The sequence below is a fragment of the Seohaeicola nanhaiensis genome (assembly GCF_042654245.1).
GTDB classification, from domain to species: domain Bacteria; phylum Pseudomonadota; class Alphaproteobacteria; order Rhodobacterales; family Rhodobacteraceae; genus Seohaeicola_A; species Seohaeicola_A nanhaiensis.
Genome location: NZ_JBHSGI010000016.1, coordinates 75894 through 91742, shown reverse-complemented (window position 1 = coordinate 91742; position 15849 = coordinate 75894). Strand labels below are relative to the sequence as shown.

11 protein-coding genes are annotated in these 15849 nt (G+C 70.3%); 6 read left to right on the top strand and 5 right to left on the bottom strand.

Annotated features, from left to right (window positions below; all coding sequences use genetic code 11):
* Window position 1 precedes the first annotated feature (1 nt).
* From ACFO5X_RS13835 to ACFO5X_RS13825, 3 genes are read left to right on the top strand one after another with little or no spacing between them, the layout of a single operon-like run.
* Window positions 2-1819 (top strand): feruloyl-CoA synthase, encoded by a 1818-nt coding sequence (locus ACFO5X_RS13835; protein WP_380718070.1) that lies wholly within the window; start codon window positions 2-4, stop codon window positions 1817-1819.
* On the top strand, window positions 1816-2937 hold the full coding sequence (locus tag ACFO5X_RS13830) for a metallophosphoesterase family protein (protein WP_380718069.1): 1122 nt from the start codon (window positions 1816-1818) through the stop codon (window positions 2935-2937). The genes ACFO5X_RS13835 and ACFO5X_RS13830 overlap by 4 nt, the downstream gene beginning before the upstream one ends.
* Entirely contained in the window at window positions 2934-5546 is a 2613-nt protein-coding gene (locus ACFO5X_RS13825) for an AAA family ATPase (protein ID WP_380718068.1), read from the top strand. Before ACFO5X_RS13830 ends, ACFO5X_RS13825 begins: the two co-directional genes overlap by 4 nt.
* 151 nt (window positions 5547-5697) lie before the next feature.
* Here the strand turns inward: ACFO5X_RS13825 and ACFO5X_RS13820 are convergent, their stop codons facing one another.
* The gene (locus ACFO5X_RS13820) at window positions 5698-7044 is read right to left on the bottom strand and encodes a sensor histidine kinase (RefSeq protein WP_380718067.1); all 1347 of its coding nucleotides are present in this window, start codon (window positions 7042-7044) and stop codon (window positions 5698-5700) included.
* A gap of 3 nt (window positions 7045-7047) precedes the next feature.
* On the bottom strand, window positions 7048-7719 hold the full coding sequence (locus ACFO5X_RS13815; RefSeq protein WP_380718066.1) for a winged helix-turn-helix domain-containing protein: 672 nt from the start codon (window positions 7717-7719) through the stop codon (window positions 7048-7050).
* A gap of 190 nt (window positions 7720-7909) precedes the next feature.
* On the opposite strand from ACFO5X_RS13815, the gene ACFO5X_RS13810 reads away from it, so the two are divergent.
* Both ACFO5X_RS13810 and ACFO5X_RS13805 read left to right on the top strand, forming a co-directional pair.
* A complete protein-coding gene (locus ACFO5X_RS13810; protein ID WP_380718065.1) occupies window positions 7910-9058 on the top strand; it encodes a Do family serine endopeptidase in 1149 nt (382 codons plus the stop codon).
* Window positions 9059-9202: 144 nt separating this feature from the next.
* Window positions 9203-10387 (top strand): MFS transporter, encoded by a 1185-nt coding sequence (locus tag ACFO5X_RS13805; RefSeq protein WP_380718064.1) that lies wholly within the window; start codon window positions 9203-9205, stop codon window positions 10385-10387.
* Between the two features lie 435 nt (window positions 10388-10822).
* Here ACFO5X_RS13805 and ACFO5X_RS13800 read toward each other — a convergent pair whose 3' ends face one another.
* Window positions 10823-11380 (bottom strand): tetratricopeptide repeat protein, encoded by a 558-nt coding sequence (locus tag ACFO5X_RS13800; RefSeq protein ID WP_380718063.1) that lies wholly within the window; start codon window positions 11378-11380, stop codon window positions 10823-10825.
* A gap of 31 nt (window positions 11381-11411) precedes the next feature.
* Complete coding sequence (locus ACFO5X_RS13795; RefSeq protein WP_380718062.1) at window positions 11412-11903, bottom strand: Lrp/AsnC family transcriptional regulator; 492 nt, start codon at window positions 11901-11903, stop codon at window positions 11412-11414.
* Window positions 11904-12006: 103 nt separating this feature from the next.
* Between ACFO5X_RS13795 and putA the strand changes: the two genes are divergently transcribed.
* The gene (gene putA, locus ACFO5X_RS13790; protein WP_380718061.1) at window positions 12007-15387 is read left to right on the top strand and encodes a bifunctional proline dehydrogenase/L-glutamate gamma-semialdehyde dehydrogenase PutA; all 3381 of its coding nucleotides are present in this window, start codon (window positions 12007-12009) and stop codon (window positions 15385-15387) included.
* Here putA and ACFO5X_RS13785 read toward each other — a convergent pair.
* Window positions 15384-15833 (bottom strand): nucleoside deaminase, encoded by a 450-nt coding sequence (locus ACFO5X_RS13785; protein WP_380718060.1) that lies wholly within the window; start codon window positions 15831-15833, stop codon window positions 15384-15386. The two genes, putA and ACFO5X_RS13785, sit on opposite strands and share 4 nt — an antisense overlap.
* Window positions 15834-15849 lie beyond the last annotated feature (16 nt).

The window sequence follows — 15849 nt, the reverse complement described above, 5'->3', positions numbered from 1 at the left end:
CATGCAGGACGCCGATTTCTGGCAGCCCGAGATCGCCAGCGAGACCCGGCCCGACGGCACCGTCTATGTCTGGCAGACCGCGCCCCTGGGCGACTATGCCCGCTGCATGAACGACCGTTTCGCCCATTGGGCCACCACCACGCCCGACCGCGTCTGGATGGCCGAGCGCGGCGCGGACGGCCAGTGGCAGAAGATGACCTATGGCGCGGCATGGGCGCAGATCCGCGCCATCGGCTCGGCGCTTCTGGACCAGGGCCTGGGGCCGGACCGGCCGCTGCTGATCCTGTCGGAAAACTCTGTCGCCCATGCCCTGATGGCCCTTGGCGCACAGCAGGTCGGGGTGCCCTCGGCGGCGCTGGCCCCGACCTATGCACTCTCCACCGGCGACCTCGCCAAGCTGCGCGGGGTGGCGGCGCAGATCACGCCGGGCATGGTCTTTGCCGAACAGGCCGCCCCCTATGCCCGTGCCCTGGCCGCGGTCTTCCCCGATCTGCCCGTGGTCGCGGTGGACGGCGCCCTGCCCGACCGCGCGGTGATCCCCTTCGCGCGCCTCGCCGCCACCCCGCCCAGCGCCGCTATGGAAGCCGCCTGGCGCGCGATCACCCCCGACACGGTGGCCAAGTTCCTGTTCACCTCGGGCACCACCGGCACCCCCAAGGCGGTGATCCAGACCCAGCGGCTGCTCTGCTCTAACCAGAAAATGGTCGCCGCCTGCTATCGTTTCATGGAGCGCGAACCGCCCGTCGTGGTCGACTGGGCGCCATGGAACCACACGGCCAGCGGCACCAAGGTGTTCAACATGGTCATCCAGCACGGCGGCACCTATTACATCGACGCCGGCAAACCCGCGCCGGGGCTGATCGGGACGACCCTTCAAAACCTGCGCGAGATCGCACCGACCTGGTATTTCACCGTGCCGCTTGGCTATCAGATGATGCTCGACGAGATGGAAAACGACCCGGCCCTGCGCCGCAATTTCTTCAGCCGGCTCAAGCTGATGATGTATGCCGGCGCGGGGATGAGCCAGCCGGTCTGGGACCGGCTGACGCGTCTGGCCGAAGCCGAGGTGCCGGGCGGCGTGCTGCTCAACACCGGCTTTGGCGCGACCGAGACCGGGCCCTTCGCCCTCACCCATACCGAAAGACAGGCCAGCGCCGGCAACCTCGGCGTACCTGCACCCGGGCTGATGCTGAAACTCGTACCGCAGGACGGCAAATACGAGGCCCGGTTCAAGGGCCCGTCGATCACCCCCGGCTACTGGCGCGCGCCCGAGCTGACGGCAGCGGCCTTCGACGACGAAGGCTTCTATTGCCCCGGAGATGCCGTGCGTTTTGCCGATCCCGCCGACCCGGCCAAGGGCTTCTATTTCGACGGGCGGCTGGCCGAGAACTTCAAGCTGGCCAGCGGCACCTGGGTCGCGGTCGGCGCGCTGCGGGCGCGGCTGGTCGACGATCTCGGCGGGCTGGCCAGCGACGTGGTGATCGCGGGCGAAAACCGCGACACGCTGGCCGCGCTGATCGTGCCCGACATGGCCGCCCTCAGCGCGCTGGCCGCCACGCCCGACCCGGTCACAGACCCGGCGGTGCGCGCCGAACTCGCCCGCCGCCTGGCCGCCCATGCCGCCCGCGCCACCGGTTCGTCCCTGCGCGTGACCCGCGCGCTGCTGCTCACCGAACCGCTCGATTTCGACCGGGGCGAGATGACCGACAAGCGCTCGATCAACCAGCGCGCGGTGCTGCGCAACCGGGCCGCGCTGGTCGAGAGGCTCTATTCCGACGATCCCGACGTGATTCATGCCGAGAGGGTCGTAAGCCCTTGAGTTTCCGTTTCATCCATTCCTCCGACCTGCACCTCGGCCGCCGCTTCGCCAATATCCCCGAAGCGCCGGACACCAATGTGCGCGGCCGCCTGATGGAGGCGCGCCATGGCGCCATCGCCCGCCTGGCCGCCGCCGCCCGGGATCAGGGGGCGGCCCATGTGCTGCTGGCGGGCGACACCTTCGACACCCCGACCCCCTCGCCGGGTGTGCTGCGCCAAGCGCTGGCCGCCATGGCCGAGGCGGCAGGCCTCACCTGGTGGCTGCTGCCCGGCAACCACGACAACCTGCGCGAGGCCGAACCGCTGTGGGACGCCCTGCGCCGTGACGCCCCGCCCAACGTGCGGGCCCTGACCGATGCCGCGCCGGTCGACCTCGCCCCCGGCGCCACGCTGCTGCCGGTCCCCGTCCTCTGGCGCTCGGCCGGCGAGGATGCAACGCAGACGATGCCCCAGATGCCCAGCCCCGAGGGCGCACTGCGCATCGGCCTCGCCCACGGGGGCGTCACCGATTTCACCGAAAGCGGCGCCAATATCCCGCCCGACCGCGACCGCTCGGCCCGGCTCGACTATCTCGCGCTTGGCGACTGGCACGGGCGCATGGCGGTGGGCGCGCGCGTCCACTATCCGGGCAGCCCGGAACAGGACCGCTTCCGCCACAATCGACGCGGCGTCTGCCTGGCCGTCACGCTCGCCGGCCCCGGCGCGCCGCCCGGGGTGGAGGAGATCGAGACCGGCCATTTCCTCTGGTCCGACACCTCCCTGCCGCTGCTGCCCGGACAGGATGCCGCCGCCGCGCTGGCGGCGCTGCTGCCCGCCACGGGCCAGCGCGACATCCTGCTGCGGGTCACCGCCAGCGGGCGCGCCGGTCTGCCCGCCCAGGCCGCGCTGCACGACGCCGCCACCCGCGCCGCCCCCGATTTCGCCCACTTCGACCTGCGCACCGACACGCTCGCCACCGAATACGAGCTTGCCGACCTCGACCAGATCGACCGCGCCGGTGCGCTCCGGCTCGCCGCCGAGACCCTGCGCGCCGAGGCCGAGGCCGCGCCAGACGGCCGCAACATCGCCGCCGATGCGCTGGCCCGGCTCTATGCCTATGTGCGGGACAACGCCTCGTGAAACTGCGCGCGATCACCCTGGACAACGTCCGCCGCTTCACCCGCCCGGTGCGGATCGAGGGTCTGTCCGACGGGCTGAACGTGCTGTGCGAGCCGAACGAACACGGCAAGTCCACCCTCTTAGATGCGCTGCAGGCGCTGTTCTTCAAGCCCCACCGCTCCAAGGACAGCGACGTGATGTCCCTGCGCCCCCACGCCGGCGGCGCGCCCGAGGTGACGGTCGAGGTCGAGACGCCGGAAGGCCGCTTCGTTCTGTCCAAACGCTGGCTGTCGCGCCCCATGGCAACCGTCACCCGCGACGGCCGGCTGCTGGCCCAGGCCGACGCCGCCGAGGACTGGATCGCCCGGCTGATCGGCAGCGGCGAAGGCGGACCATCCGGTCTGGTCTGGGTGAAACAGGGGGTGACGGGCGTGACGGGTCTCTCCGGCGCCAGCGCGCGTGAAGAGAAGGCCACTCTCGCCGCCCGGCGCGACCTGCTCTCCTCCGTCACCGGCGAGGTCGAGGCGATGACCGGCGGGCGGCGGATGGACGCCGCCCTCGCCCGCTGCCGCGAGGACCTGCGCCGCTATGCCACCGCCACCGGCAAGCCCTATGCCCAGGGCCCCTGGCGCGAGGCGCTCGACCGGGTCGAGGCCCTGCGCGCCGAGACCGCCACCCTGTCCGGGACCGCCGAGGCGCTGCACGCCGCGCTGATCCGGCGCAAGACGCTGCGCCGCGCGCTGGCCGAACTGGAAGCCCCCGAGGCGATGGAAGGCCGCCGCACCCGGCTCGAGGCGGCGCAGAAAGCGTATGACACCGCCCGCCGGCATGCCGAGGCGGTCGCCGCCGCCACCACCCGGCTCGAGGCGTCCCGCATCGCCGTCACCACCGCGCGCGGCCGTCTGGATGACCTGCGCGAGGCGATGGGCGAACATCAGCAGGCCCGCGACGCCGCCGCCGAAGGCAAGGCCCAGGCCACAGCGGCCCGCGGCGCGCATCAGACCGCACGGGCCGCGCTCGACGCCGCGCAGACAGCGCTGGCCCGTGCCGACCAGGATCGCCGCGCGGCCGCCGGGGCCCTGCGCCACGCCCGATTGCGGCAGGCGGCGCGGGAGGGCGCCGCGCGGCGCGCCGAACTGACCCGCCGCATCGCCGAGGCCGAAGCCGCCCGCGAAACGCTGGAAAAGGCCGCCGCTGCCGCGCGGAATGGTCCCGATGCCGGCACCCTGCGCCGGGTCGAGGCTTTGGCCTCGGACCTCGCCACCGCCCGCGCCGTGCGCGATGCCGCCGCCCCGAACCTGCGCGTGCAATACAGCGCGGGCCGCGACGGCGCGATCCGCATCGGCGACACCCCGGTGCCCGGCGACACGGCGATTCCTGTGGCCGACCGGCTGATCCTGACCATCGAGGGCATCGGTCAGTTGGAACTGCGCCCTGGCGAGGCGGGGCGCGACGCCTCTGTCGCCACTGCCGAAACCGCCCTGCAGACCGCACTGGACCGTCTGGGCGCAGCCGATCTCGACGACCTGCGCGCTGCCGCCACGGCCCGCGCCGACGCGGAACGGTCGCTGTCCCAGGCCCAGGCGGTGATGAAGGGCCTCGCCCCCGAGGGCATCGCCCCCCTGCGCGCGGCGCTGGCGCGCATTCCCGAAGCCGACGACGACGGCGAACCCGAGGATCTGGAGGCGACCGAGACCTTGTTGGCCGGGGCCGAAAAGGCCCACGCTGCGGCGCAATCGGCCCGCGACGTCGCCGCAGCGCGCGAATCCGACCTGCGCACCGCCGCCGCCCGGCACGAGGCCGATGCGGCAGGTGCGGTCGACCGCCTGCGCCGCGCCGAAGCCCTGCTCGACCGGGCCGGCGGCGAAGCCATGCAGACCGAGCTTGCCGCAGCGCTTGAAAAGGCGCAGGTCACCTGCGCCGCCGATGAGGCCGCGCTGGCCGAACAGCGCCGCGCCGCGCCCGACATCGCCGCCGCCGAGGCCGCCCTGGCCCGCGCCCGGTCCGTCGAGGAGGAGGCCCGTGCCGAAATCGGCCGCCTGCGCCCCGAGATCGCGGTGCTGGACGAACGCATCGCCCAAGGCGCCGGTGACGCGGTCGAGGAGCGACTGGGCGAAACCCGCGACAAACTCGCCGCCGCCGAAGCGCAGCTGGAGCGGATCGAACACGAGGTCGCGGTGCTCCAGCGGCTTGAAAGCGCGCTGGAAACAGCCCGCGCCGCCGCACGCGACCGCTATTTCGCGCCGGTCGCGGCGGAACTGAAGCCGCTGCTGCACCTGCTCTGGCCCGAGTCCGACCTGACCTGGGGCCAGCACTCGCTTCTGCCTGAATCACTGCGCCGCGACGGCCAGGACGAGCCGATCGACGTGCTCTCGGGCGGGACGCAGGAACAGATCGCCCTGCTGGTCCGGCTGGCCTTTGCCCGGATGCTGGCCCGCGGCGGCCGCCACGCCCCGGTGATCCTGGACGATGCGCTGGTTTTCACCGACGACGACCGAATCGAGCGGATGTTCGACGCCCTGCACCGTCAGGCCGGCGATCTGCAGATCCTCGTCCTTACCTGCCGCCAGCGCGCCTTCCGCGATCTCGGCGGCCGCCGCCTGCGCCTGACCGAGGTCGCCGAGGGCTGAGAGTCTGTCCCGGGGCTCTGCCCCGGACCCCGAGGTATTTGGCAACCAGAGAAGAGGAAAAGGCCGCGTCTGCGCCTTCTCTGGTTCGAAAATACCTCGGGGGGCCGCCCGGCACGGGCGGCGGGGGCAGAGCCCCCTGCCCGCGTCCCGTTCAGCGCATCGGAAAGCGGATGGTTGCGCGCAGGCCGGGGGCATTGTCGGCCAGCGAGAGTTCGGCGCCATGATAGCCGGCGACGGCAGCGACCAATGCGAGGCCCAGGCCATGGCCCGGCGTCGTCCGGCTGCGCTCCAGTCGGTACAGACGGCGCAGCACCTTGTCGCGCTCTTCTGCCGGGATGCCAGGGCCGGTATCGGCGATCTCCAGCAGAACCCCGGTCTCGTCGCGCGCCAGCCGCAGGACGATCGCGGTGCCCTCGGGCGTGTGGCGCAGCGCGTTCTCGATCAGGTTCGACACCGCCTGACCCAGCAGGGTGCGGTTGCCCCGCACCTCGACCGGACCCTCGGGGAGATCGAGCGTCAGGCTGCGCCCGGAATCCTCGGCCGAGGGGGCATAGAGCTCCGCCAGCCCGCGCACCAGCGCCACCAGATCGACCGGCATCAGCTCGGGCCGGGCGCCGCCGCCTTCGATCTGGGCGATCTGCAGCAGGGCCTGGAACACCGCTACCGCGCCATCGGCCTCCGCGATGGCCCGGTCGGCCAGCACAGCCTCGGCGCCGCCCTCCTCGAGCCGGGCTCGCAGATCCTGCAGCAGGGCCGACATCCGCTGCAGCGGGGTCTTCAAGTCATGTGCGATGTCGGCCGAAACCTGCCGCAGCGCGCTGGTCGCCGCCTCCTGCGCCGCTGCCATTCGGTTGATCCGCGCGCCGATGCGGGCGAGGTCGTCGTGCCGCCCAGGCTCTTCCGGGATGCGCGCGTCCAGCGCCCCCTCGCCCAGCCGGGCCAGCGTCGCCTCGATCCGGTCCACCCGCCGCCGCGCGCGTGCCGCAATCACAGCCCCGGCGCCCAAGGAGATCAGCACGGTGGGCGCGAGGCTCATCAGAAGCAGCGTCAGGAAGCTTTCCCGCAGGCGGCGCAGCGGAGTCTGGCTTTCGGCGATGATCAGGATGCCTCCCGCCATCCGCTCGATCTGCGGCAGATAGCCGTCGACGCTCAGCGGCCGCCCCTCGGGCCGCTGGCGGATTTCCACTCCGGTGCGCGAAAGCACCGCGTCGGCGTTCCCGGTCACGCGTCCGTCAGGCGCGATGAAGACGAACACGCGCGAGGCCGGATCGGCTGCATCCGCCTCGGCCGCAACGAGGATCTCCAGCGCGCGGGGCGATCCCGCAACCTGGAACCCGGCAACGTTCTGCACCAGGTTCGCCCGCATCGCCTCTTCCGTCGAGGCGCGCAGGCCAACGTAGGCCAGCCCCAAAGTCACCAGATTGACCGCCGCCACCACGGCGACGATGCCAAAGGCCTGCCGAACCGGGGTCGATCCTGCCAGGCTGCCGAGCGCCACCCCTCAGCCCTCGATCCGGTAGCCGGCGCCGCGCACGGTGCGGATCAATTCGCGCTCGAAGGGTTTGTCGACCTTGGCGCGCAGGCGGCTGATATGCGTCTCCACCACATTCGTCTGCGGATCGAAGTTCAGGTCCCAGACCGCTTCCAGCAGCATGGTGCGCGTCTGCACCCGCCCCTTGCGGCGCAGCAGATGCTCCAGCAGCTGGAATTCCCGCGGCAGGAGGTCGATTTCCTGCCCGTCGCGCGTCACCCGGCGGGTGATCAGGTCCATCTTCAGATCGCCCGCCGTCAGCACCGTCTCGGGCAGCGCCTGCGGCGCCCGGCGGGCCAGCGCGGCGATGCGTGCCGACAGCTCGCCAAAGGCGAAGGGCTTGGTCAGATAGTCGTCCGCTCCGGCCTGCAGGCCCTCGATCCGGTCGTCCACGCCGCCTACGGCCGTCAGGAAGATCACCGGCGCCACGACCTTGGCCGAGCGCAGCGCCCGCACCAGCGACAGCCCGTCGAGCCCCGGCAACATCCGGTCGACGATCAGCAGGTCGTAGGCGCCCTGCATCGCCTGGGCGAGCGCGTCGCGCCCGTCGGCCAGATGGTCGACGACATGGCCCTCCTCGCGCAGTCCCTTGATCACATAGGCGGCCGTATCGGCGTCATCCTCGATCAGCAGAAGTTTCATGTCGCGGCCCCCGGCCTGTTCAGCACGCCGCCGATCTAGGACAGATCGCACGCCCGGTCACGCCTCATGACAGCAATGTGAGAAGCCTGACAAATCTGCAACCTCCCTGCGCTTTGGCTGACAGGTGGCGCCTCCAGATTGGCATCGTCCCCGGCCAAATGGCGCCGGGCAGTGAACAAGGAGACAACAGATGCAAGACCGCGCAATGCAGAAACCGCGCCGCGTCACGTCGCTGGTGGTCGCGGCCCTGATGGGTGCCACCGCAATGGGCACTCTGGCCCCCGTCCTGAGCTCGCCCGCCATCGCTTCGGTGGCCCAACTGCAGACCGACTATGCCGATCTGGTGGCCAAGGTGGCCCCGGCCGTGGTTCTGATCGAGGTCACCAAGAAGGCCCAGATTCAGCCTGCCAACGGTCAGGCGATCCCGCCGGGCTCGCCCTTCGAGCATTTCTTCGAGCAGTTCGGCCTGCCGGGGATGCCCGGAGGCCAGGACGGCCCAGCGCCTGAAATGAGCGGTGTCGGCACCGGTTTCGTCATCAACGCGGATGGGAAGATCGTCACCAACGCCCATGTGGTCGAAGGTGCCGACAAGGTCACCGTCACGCTGGCGGACGGCCGCAAGGTCGATGCCAAGGTGATCGGGTCGGACCCGGCGACCGATATCGCGCTGATCCAGGCCGATGCCAAGGACCTGCCGACCGTCAGCTTCGGCTCGTCCGACACGCTTCGCGTGGGCGAGGGCGTGGTGGCCATCGGCAGCCCCTTCGGCCTCGGCAACACCGTGACCTCGGGGATCGTGTCGGCACTGGGCCGCGACATCCGCTCGGGACCGTTCGACAACTACATCCAGACCGACGCGGCCATCAACAAGGGCAACTCGGGCGGGCCTCTGTTCAACGCCTCGGGTGACGTGGTCGGGATCAATACGGCGATCTTCTCGCCCACCGGCGGTTCGGTCGGGATTGGCTTTGCCGTGCCGGCCGATACCGCGCAGCGGGTGATCGCCGACCTCGAAGGCGACGGCAAGGTCGAGCGCGGCTGGCTTGGCGTCCACATCCAGCCGGTCAGCGACGACATCGCCGCCGCCCTGGGTATGGACAAGGCCAGCGGCGTGCTGATCACGGAGGTCACCAGCGACACGCCGGCCGCCAAGGCCGGGCTGGCCCGCGGCGACATCGTGACCAGCGTCGACGGCAAACCGGTGGTCGAGCCGCGGGATCTGACCCGGCTGATCGCCACGGCCGCACCGGGCAGCGAGGTGACCCTCGGCCTGCTGCACGGCGGCAAGTCCAGCGAGACCAAGGTCACGCTGGGCGAGCGCCCGGCCGATCCGGCCTGACCCCCCAAGGCAGAGTGCGTCCGACCGGACCCCATGGGCGGGCGCGCGGGGCCGGAACCGGCGGCGGAGGGCATCCCCTTCGCCGCCGGACTTATGATAAGGCTATCGACGCCGCGACCGGCGTCACGCTAGTTTCGCGCCACGATGCTCGGCACGCTTTTCACCAATCGAACCTGGCGCCATCTCTTCGCCGCGCAGGTCATCGCGCTGACCGGGACGGGTCTGGCCACTGTCGCGCTGGGTCTGCTGGCCTGGCAGATTGCCGGGGCAGATGCCGGTCAGGTGCTGGGCACGGCGCTGGCGATCAAGATGATCGCCTATGTCACGCTCTCCCCCGTCGCCGCCGCTCTGGCCACCCATCTCCCACGCCGCGCCCTGCTGGTCGGACTCGACCTGATCCGCGCCGCCGTCGCGTTGATGTTGCCCTTTGTCTCTGAGGTCTGGCAGATCTACCTGCTGATCTTTCTGCTGCAGGCCGCTTCGGCCGGATTCACCCCGGCCTTTCAGGCCACCATTCCCGACATTTTGCCCGACGAGGGTGACTATACACGCGCGCTGTCGCTGTCGCGGCTGGCCTATGACCTGGAAAACCTGATCTCGCCGATGCTGGCGGCCGCGCTGCTGACCGTGGTCGGCTTTCCGGTGCTGTTCGTTGGCACCGTCATCGGCTTCGTCGGGGCGGCGGCGCTGGTGGCAAGCGCGAATCTGCCCGCTGCAGGCCATCCTTCAGGACGCGGAATCTGGGACCGGACCACCCGCGGTATCAGACTGTATCTTGCCACGCCCCGGTTGCGCGGGTTGCTGGCCATCACCTTTGCTGCGGCGGCGCCGAGCGCCATGGTGCTGGTGAATACCGTCGTGCTGGTCAAGTCGACCCTCGGCCTTGGCGAAACCGACGTAGCCCTCGCGCTGGCGGCCTTTGGTGGCGGCTCGATGGCCGCGGCGCTGGCGCTGCCGCGCCTGCTCGATCACCTGCGCGACCGTCCGGCGATGCTGTCCGGGGCGGTCCTGGCGGCGCTCGCGATGGCAGCGGGTCCGTTCGTCGCCTCGCTGGCCGGGCTGATGGCGCTCTGGGCTGTGACGGGCTTCGGCTATGGCCTGGCCCTGACGCCCGGCGGCCGGCTGCTGCGCCGCTCGGCCCCATCCGAGGACCGCCCCGCGCTTTTCGCCGCGCAGTTCGCCCTCAGCCACGCCTGCTGGCTGCTCACCTATCCGCTGGCCGGAAGCCTGGGCGCGGCATTCGGGATGGGCGCGACCTTTCTGGCCATGTCCGCTCTGGCGGTGATCGGCACGGTGGCGGCGCTTGCCCTCTGGCCTGCCCGCGCGTGACGCCGGCGGCAGGCCAAATGAAAATGGTGCGGACGGCGGGAATCGAACCCGCACTCCCATACGGGAAACAGATTTTCATCCCACTTCGGCTTTCGCCGCCGCCCCGGACCGGGACGTTCGTGGGCTGGACTATCCCTTCACCATGGCCCGAAGGCGTTAGGCGCCGCCCGTCTAGTCTCTACACCTTCCCCCCTTGGGGGCTTGGCTCGGGATTGGCACGGGGTCACCCCCAGAGCTTTCCCCGAATTTGAGCGGTTCTGCACCTGGGGTTTCCCCCCGGGCACTCCAAATCAAAGTCTGCTGCGTCTACCGGTTTCGCCACGTCCGCGCCGCCACCAAGGAAGCGATAACAACACAGCCCGCGCAACTCAAGTCAGGGCCCGCCGAAATCTGGCGCGGATTTCGGTCTGTGCTCCGACAATGGAAATTGCCCCGTCAGATATCTTTGCCCTTTGGCGCCAGTGGCCCGCCCGGCGCGGCCAGCGAGCGTTCCGACAGCCAGGGGTTCAGCTCCAGTGCGCGGGCCAGCGCGCGCGCCGCCTCGTCCGTGCGGCCAAGCCCCATCAGCGTGAGCGCGCGGCCCGACAGAGCGGCGACATGGTTCGGAGACAGATCAATCGCGCGGTCCAGATCCTCCAGCGCCGGCGCGAAGCGTTGCATCAGGTAATATGCGAAGGCGCGCTGGTTATAGCCCTCGGCATAGTCCGGGCAATACTCGATCAGCCGGTTCAGATCGTCGAGTGCGCCGAGATAATCCGCCCCGCGCAGCTTTTGCATCCCCTCGTCCAGCAGAGATTGTGCCGGCTCGTCCGGCGCATCGGTCCAAAGCAGCCACATCCGGTTGCCCACCTCGCGCCCTGCCATCTCGGTCGGCGCCACCTGCGCCTCGGAAATCAGCGCATCGACCTCGGCCCGGTGGTCCGGCGCCACGGGGCAGCCCTCGGCCAGCGCGGCGGCGGGCAGGAACAGCAGGGGGATCAGAAGGTGTCGCATGCGCCGAATGCTGCCACTCGCCCGGATTCAGTCAAGTCACTTCTTCGAGCGGCCCGAGCGGCCCGTCTTCCTTGACCGCCTGCATGGCGACGTAGGTCGAGGTGCTGGCCACATGCGGCAGGGTCGAGATCTTTTCGGCCAGAACCGCGCGATATTCGCTCATGCTGCGGGTGCGGATCTTCATGAGATAATCGAAGTTGCCCGCGATCAGATGCACCTGTTCGATTTCGCCGATCCGGGTCACCGCCGCGTTGAAGGCTGACAACGCCGCCTCGCGCGTGTCGGAGAGCCTCACCTCGACAAAGGCGACGTGATCCAGCCCCAGGCGGATCGGGTCGATCAGGGCGCGATAGCCCTGGATCACCCCCTCGGACTCCAGGCGCCTCAGCCGCGCCTGCGTCGGGGATTTCGACAGCCCGATGCGCCGCGCGAGGTCGGCGACCGAGATGCGCCCATCGCTGGCGATCACCGCCAGAATCAGCCGGTCGAAACGGTCGAGGTGCGGCCAGTCGTTTTGCACCATCTTTCCCCCTGAAATCGGTCGTTTCGCCCGCAAGCTAACAGAAATCCGGCGAATGTCCCGCAGGTTTGCGGGTATAGAGAGCGTAACGACCGGAGACACCGATATGCCCCAAGCGACGTTGCGCACCCACATCGACAGCGGCAAATACCAGAACGAGGCCGCCGTTCTCGAGGCGCTGACCCTTGCCGCCGCCCTTACACCCGAGGATCGCGCCGCGATCAGCGCAGAGGGTGCGGCACTGGTTCGCGCGATACGCGCCCAGACCTCGCCGGGGCTGATGGAAGTCTTCCTGGCTGAATACGGCCTGTCGACCGACGAGGGCATTGCGCTGATGTGCCTGGCCGAGGCGCTGCTCCGGGTGCCGGACGCCGACACCATCGACGCGCTGATCGAGGACAAGATCGCCCCGTCCGACTGGGGGCGGCACCTTGGCCACTCCGCCTCGCCGCTGGTCAATGCCTCGACCTGGGCGCTGATGCTGACCGGCAAGGTGCTGGACGACGACCGCCCCGGCCCGGCGCAGGCGCTGCGCGGCGCGATCAAGCGGCTGGGCGAACCGGTGATCCGCACCGCCGTCAGCCGCGCGATGCGCGAAATGGGCCGCCAGTTCGTTCTGGGCGAGAACATCGGCGCCGCGATGAAGCGCGCGGCGGCGATGGAGGCCAAGGGGTTCACCTATTCCTACGACATGCTGGGCGAGGCCGCCCGCACCGAGGCCGATGCATCGCGCTATCACCTCAGCTATTCCCGCGCGATCTCGGCCATTGCCGAGGCCTGCACCTATGACGACATCCGTGCCAACCCCGGCATCTCGGTCAAGCTTTCGGCCCTGCACCCGCGCTATGAGGTGGCGCAGGAGGCGCGGGTGTTGCGCGATCTGGTGCCGCGTCTGCGCTCGTTGGCCCTGCTGGCGAAATCGGCCGGCATGGGGCTGAACGTCGACGCGGAAGAGGCGGATCGCCTGGCGCTGTCGCTCGAGGTGATCGAGGCGGTACTGGCCGAGGAGAGCCTGTCTGGTTGGAATGGCTTCGGCGTGGTGGTTCAGGCCTACGGTCCACGCGCCGGTCTGGTGATCGACACGCTCTACGACATGGCGGTGCGGCACGACCGCAAGCTGATGGTGCGGCTGGTGAAGGGCGCCTATTGGGACACCGAGGTCAAGCGCGCACAGGTCATGGGAATGGATGGCTTTCCCGTCTTCACCCGCAAGGCCGCGACCGACATTTCCTATATCGCCAACGCGCGCAAGCTGCTGTCGATGACCGATCGGATCTACCCCCAGTTCGCCACGCACAACGCCCATACGGTCAGCGCCATCCTGCATATGGCGCGGGACGGCCAGCCGTTCGAGTTCCAGCGCCTGCATGGCATGGGCGAGACGCTGCACCGGCTGGTGATGGAGCAGAACAAGACGCGCTGCCGGATCTATGCGCCGGTGGGCGCGCACCGCGACCTGCTGGCCTATCTGGTGCGGCGGCTGCTGGAGAACGGGGCGAATTCGTCCTTCGTCAATCAGATCGTCGATACGGCGGTGCCGCCCGAGGCCGTCGCGGCCGATCCGTGGGACACGCTTGCCGGCACAGAAGGCAGACGGCTGCGGACGGGGGCGGACCTTTTCGCGCCAGAGCGTCGGAACTCGGAGGGGTTCGACCTGAGCCATGCGCCGACCCTGCACCGGATCGAGGACGCACGCGCGCCGTTCAGGACGGCGACGTGGAGCGCCGGGCCCCTCATCGCGGGAGCTGCTGCGCCAGAGCGGGAGGAACCGGTGACCAACCCCGCCGATTCCGCCGACCGCCCGGGCACCGTTGCCGCCGCCTCGACCGCCGATATCGCCACGGCGCTTGAGGCCGCGCAAATCTGGCAGGCGCCGGCGTCCGACCGCGCCGCAGTGCTGAACCGCGCCGCCGACCTTTATGAGGCGCATTTTGGCGAGGTCTTCGCGATCCTCGCCCGGGAGGCGGGGAAATCGCTGCCCGACTGCGTGGCGGAACTGCGCGAGGCGGTGGATTTCCTGCGCTATTACGCCGCCAACATTCCCTCGGGCGACCCGGCGGGCGTCTTCACCTGCATCAGCCCCTGGAACTTTCCGCTCGCCATCTTCACCGGCCAGATCGCCGCCGCGCTGGCGACCGGCAACGCCGTCCTGGCCAAGCCCGCCGAGCAGACGCCGCTGATCGCCCATCTGGCAGTGCGCTTGATGCACGAGGCCGGGGTGCCGGCCTCGGCGCTGCAACTGCTGCCCGGCGATGGCCGGGTGGGCGCGGCGCTGACCGCCGATGCGCGGATCAAGGGCGTCGCCTTCACCGGCTCGACCGAAACCGCACTGAAGATCCGCGCCAGCATGGCCGAGCACATGGAGCCCGGCACGCCGCTCATCGCCGAGACCGGGGGGTTGAACGCGATGATCGTCGATTCAACCGCCCTGCCGGAACAGGCAGTGCAGGCTGTGGTCGAGTCGGCCTTCCAGTCTGCGGGCCAGCGTTGCTCGGCGCTGCGCTGCCTCTACCTGCAGGAGGACATCGCCGACGACGTGCTGCGGATGCTGGCCGGCGCGATGGACGCCCTGTCACTGGGCATCCCTTGGCTGCAGTCCACCGACGTCGGCCCGGTGATCGACGCCGAGGCGCAGGCGGGAATCCGGTCGCATATCGACATCGCCCGCCACGAGGGCCGCGTGCTCAAGGAACTGCCCGCGCCGCAGGGCGGCACCTTCATCGCGCCCACGCTGATCCGCATCGACGGCATCGCCGATCTCGAACGTGAGATCTTTGGCCCGGTGCTGCATGTCGCGCGCTTCCGGGCGGGTGATCTCGACAGGGTCATCGACGCAATCAATGCCACCGGCTACGGGCTGACCTTCGGCCTGCACACCCGGATCGACGACCGGGTGCAGCATGTGACCGAGCGGGTTCACGCCGGGAACATTTACGTCAACCGCAACCAGATCGGCGCCATCGTCGGCTCGCAGCCCTTTGGCGGCGAAGTGCTCTCGGGCACCGGGCCGAAAGCGGGCGGGCCGAACTACATGCCGCGCTTCTGCACCCCCGACCGGCAGGGGGCGGACAGCACCGCGACCCTGCCCGAAACGCCCCCCACGCCGCGCTCGATGCCCGGCCCCACGGGCGAGAGCAATCGCCTGACCTACGTTCCGCGCGCGCCGCTGCTGTGCCTGGGCCCCGGGCCACAGGCGGTGCAGGCGCAGGCGCGGGCGGTCGAGGCGCTGGGAGGACGGACCATCACTCCGACCGATCCTGCCGATCCCGAGGCGCTGACCGACACCGCCGATATCGGCGGCGTGCTCTGGTGGGGGGATGCCGACACCGCGCGCGCCATCGAAGGCGCACTGTCGCGGCGAAAGGGGCCGATCGTGCCGCTGATCCCGGGCCTGCCGGACGTGGCGCGGGTGATGGGCGAGCGGCTGGTCTGCGTCGATACGACCGCTGCGGGCGGTAACGCGGCGCTGCTGGGCGGCGCCAGCTAGCGGCGGGACGCGAAAAAGTCCCGCAGCAGGTCTGCGGCGAGATCGGCGCGGATGCCGTCAACCACCTCGGGCGCGTGATGTGCCTGCGGGTGAGTGAAAACCCGCGCGCCATGGGCCACCCCGCCCGATTTGGGGTCGGCCGCACCGTAGCAAAGCCGCGTGATTCGCGCATTGGCGATGGCGGCGGCGCACATGGCGCAGGGTTCGAGTGTCACCCACAGCGTATGGCCCGGCAGCCGCTCGGACCCGGCGGCGGCGCAGGCGGCGCGCAGGGCAAGGATCTCGGCATGTGCCGTGGGGTCGGCCAGTTCGCGCGTGCGATTGCCCGCGGCGGCGACCACCCGGCCATCGGGCGCGACGACAACCGCCCCGACGGGCACCTCGCCCCGTGCCCCCGCCGCGCGCGCCTCGTCCAGCGCCTGCTCCATATGGGACGTGAAAACCATGCTGCACCCTTACCGG

What these genes read in the sequence shown, in the direction of transcription:
- ACFO5X_RS13835 (WP_380718070.1), top strand. Translation starts at nt 2, where the DNA reads ATGCAGGACGCCGATTTCTGGCAGCCCGAGATCGCCAGCGAGACCCGG.
- ACFO5X_RS13815 (WP_380718066.1), bottom strand. Translation starts at nt 7,719, where the DNA reads ATGAAACTTCTGCTGATCGAGGATGACGCCGATACGGCCGCCTATGTG.
- ACFO5X_RS13810 (WP_380718065.1), top strand. Translation starts at nt 7,910, where the DNA reads ATGCAAGACCGCGCAATGCAGAAACCGCGCCGCGTCACGTCGCTGGTG.
- ACFO5X_RS13805 (WP_380718064.1), top strand. Translation starts at nt 9,203, where the DNA reads ATGCTCGGCACGCTTTTCACCAATCGAACCTGGCGCCATCTCTTCGCC.
- ACFO5X_RS13800 (WP_380718063.1), bottom strand. Translation starts at nt 11,380, where the DNA reads ATGCGACACCTTCTGATCCCCCTGCTGTTCCTGCCCGCCGCCGCGCTG.
- ACFO5X_RS13795 (WP_380718062.1), bottom strand. Translation starts at nt 11,903, where the DNA reads ATGGTGCAAAACGACTGGCCGCACCTCGACCGTTTCGACCGGCTGATT.
- putA (WP_380718061.1), top strand. Translation starts at nt 12,007, where the DNA reads ATGCCCCAAGCGACGTTGCGCACCCACATCGACAGCGGCAAATACCAG.
- ACFO5X_RS13785 (WP_380718060.1), bottom strand. Translation starts at nt 15,833, where the DNA reads ATGGTTTTCACGTCCCATATGGAGCAGGCGCTGGACGAGGCGCGCGCG.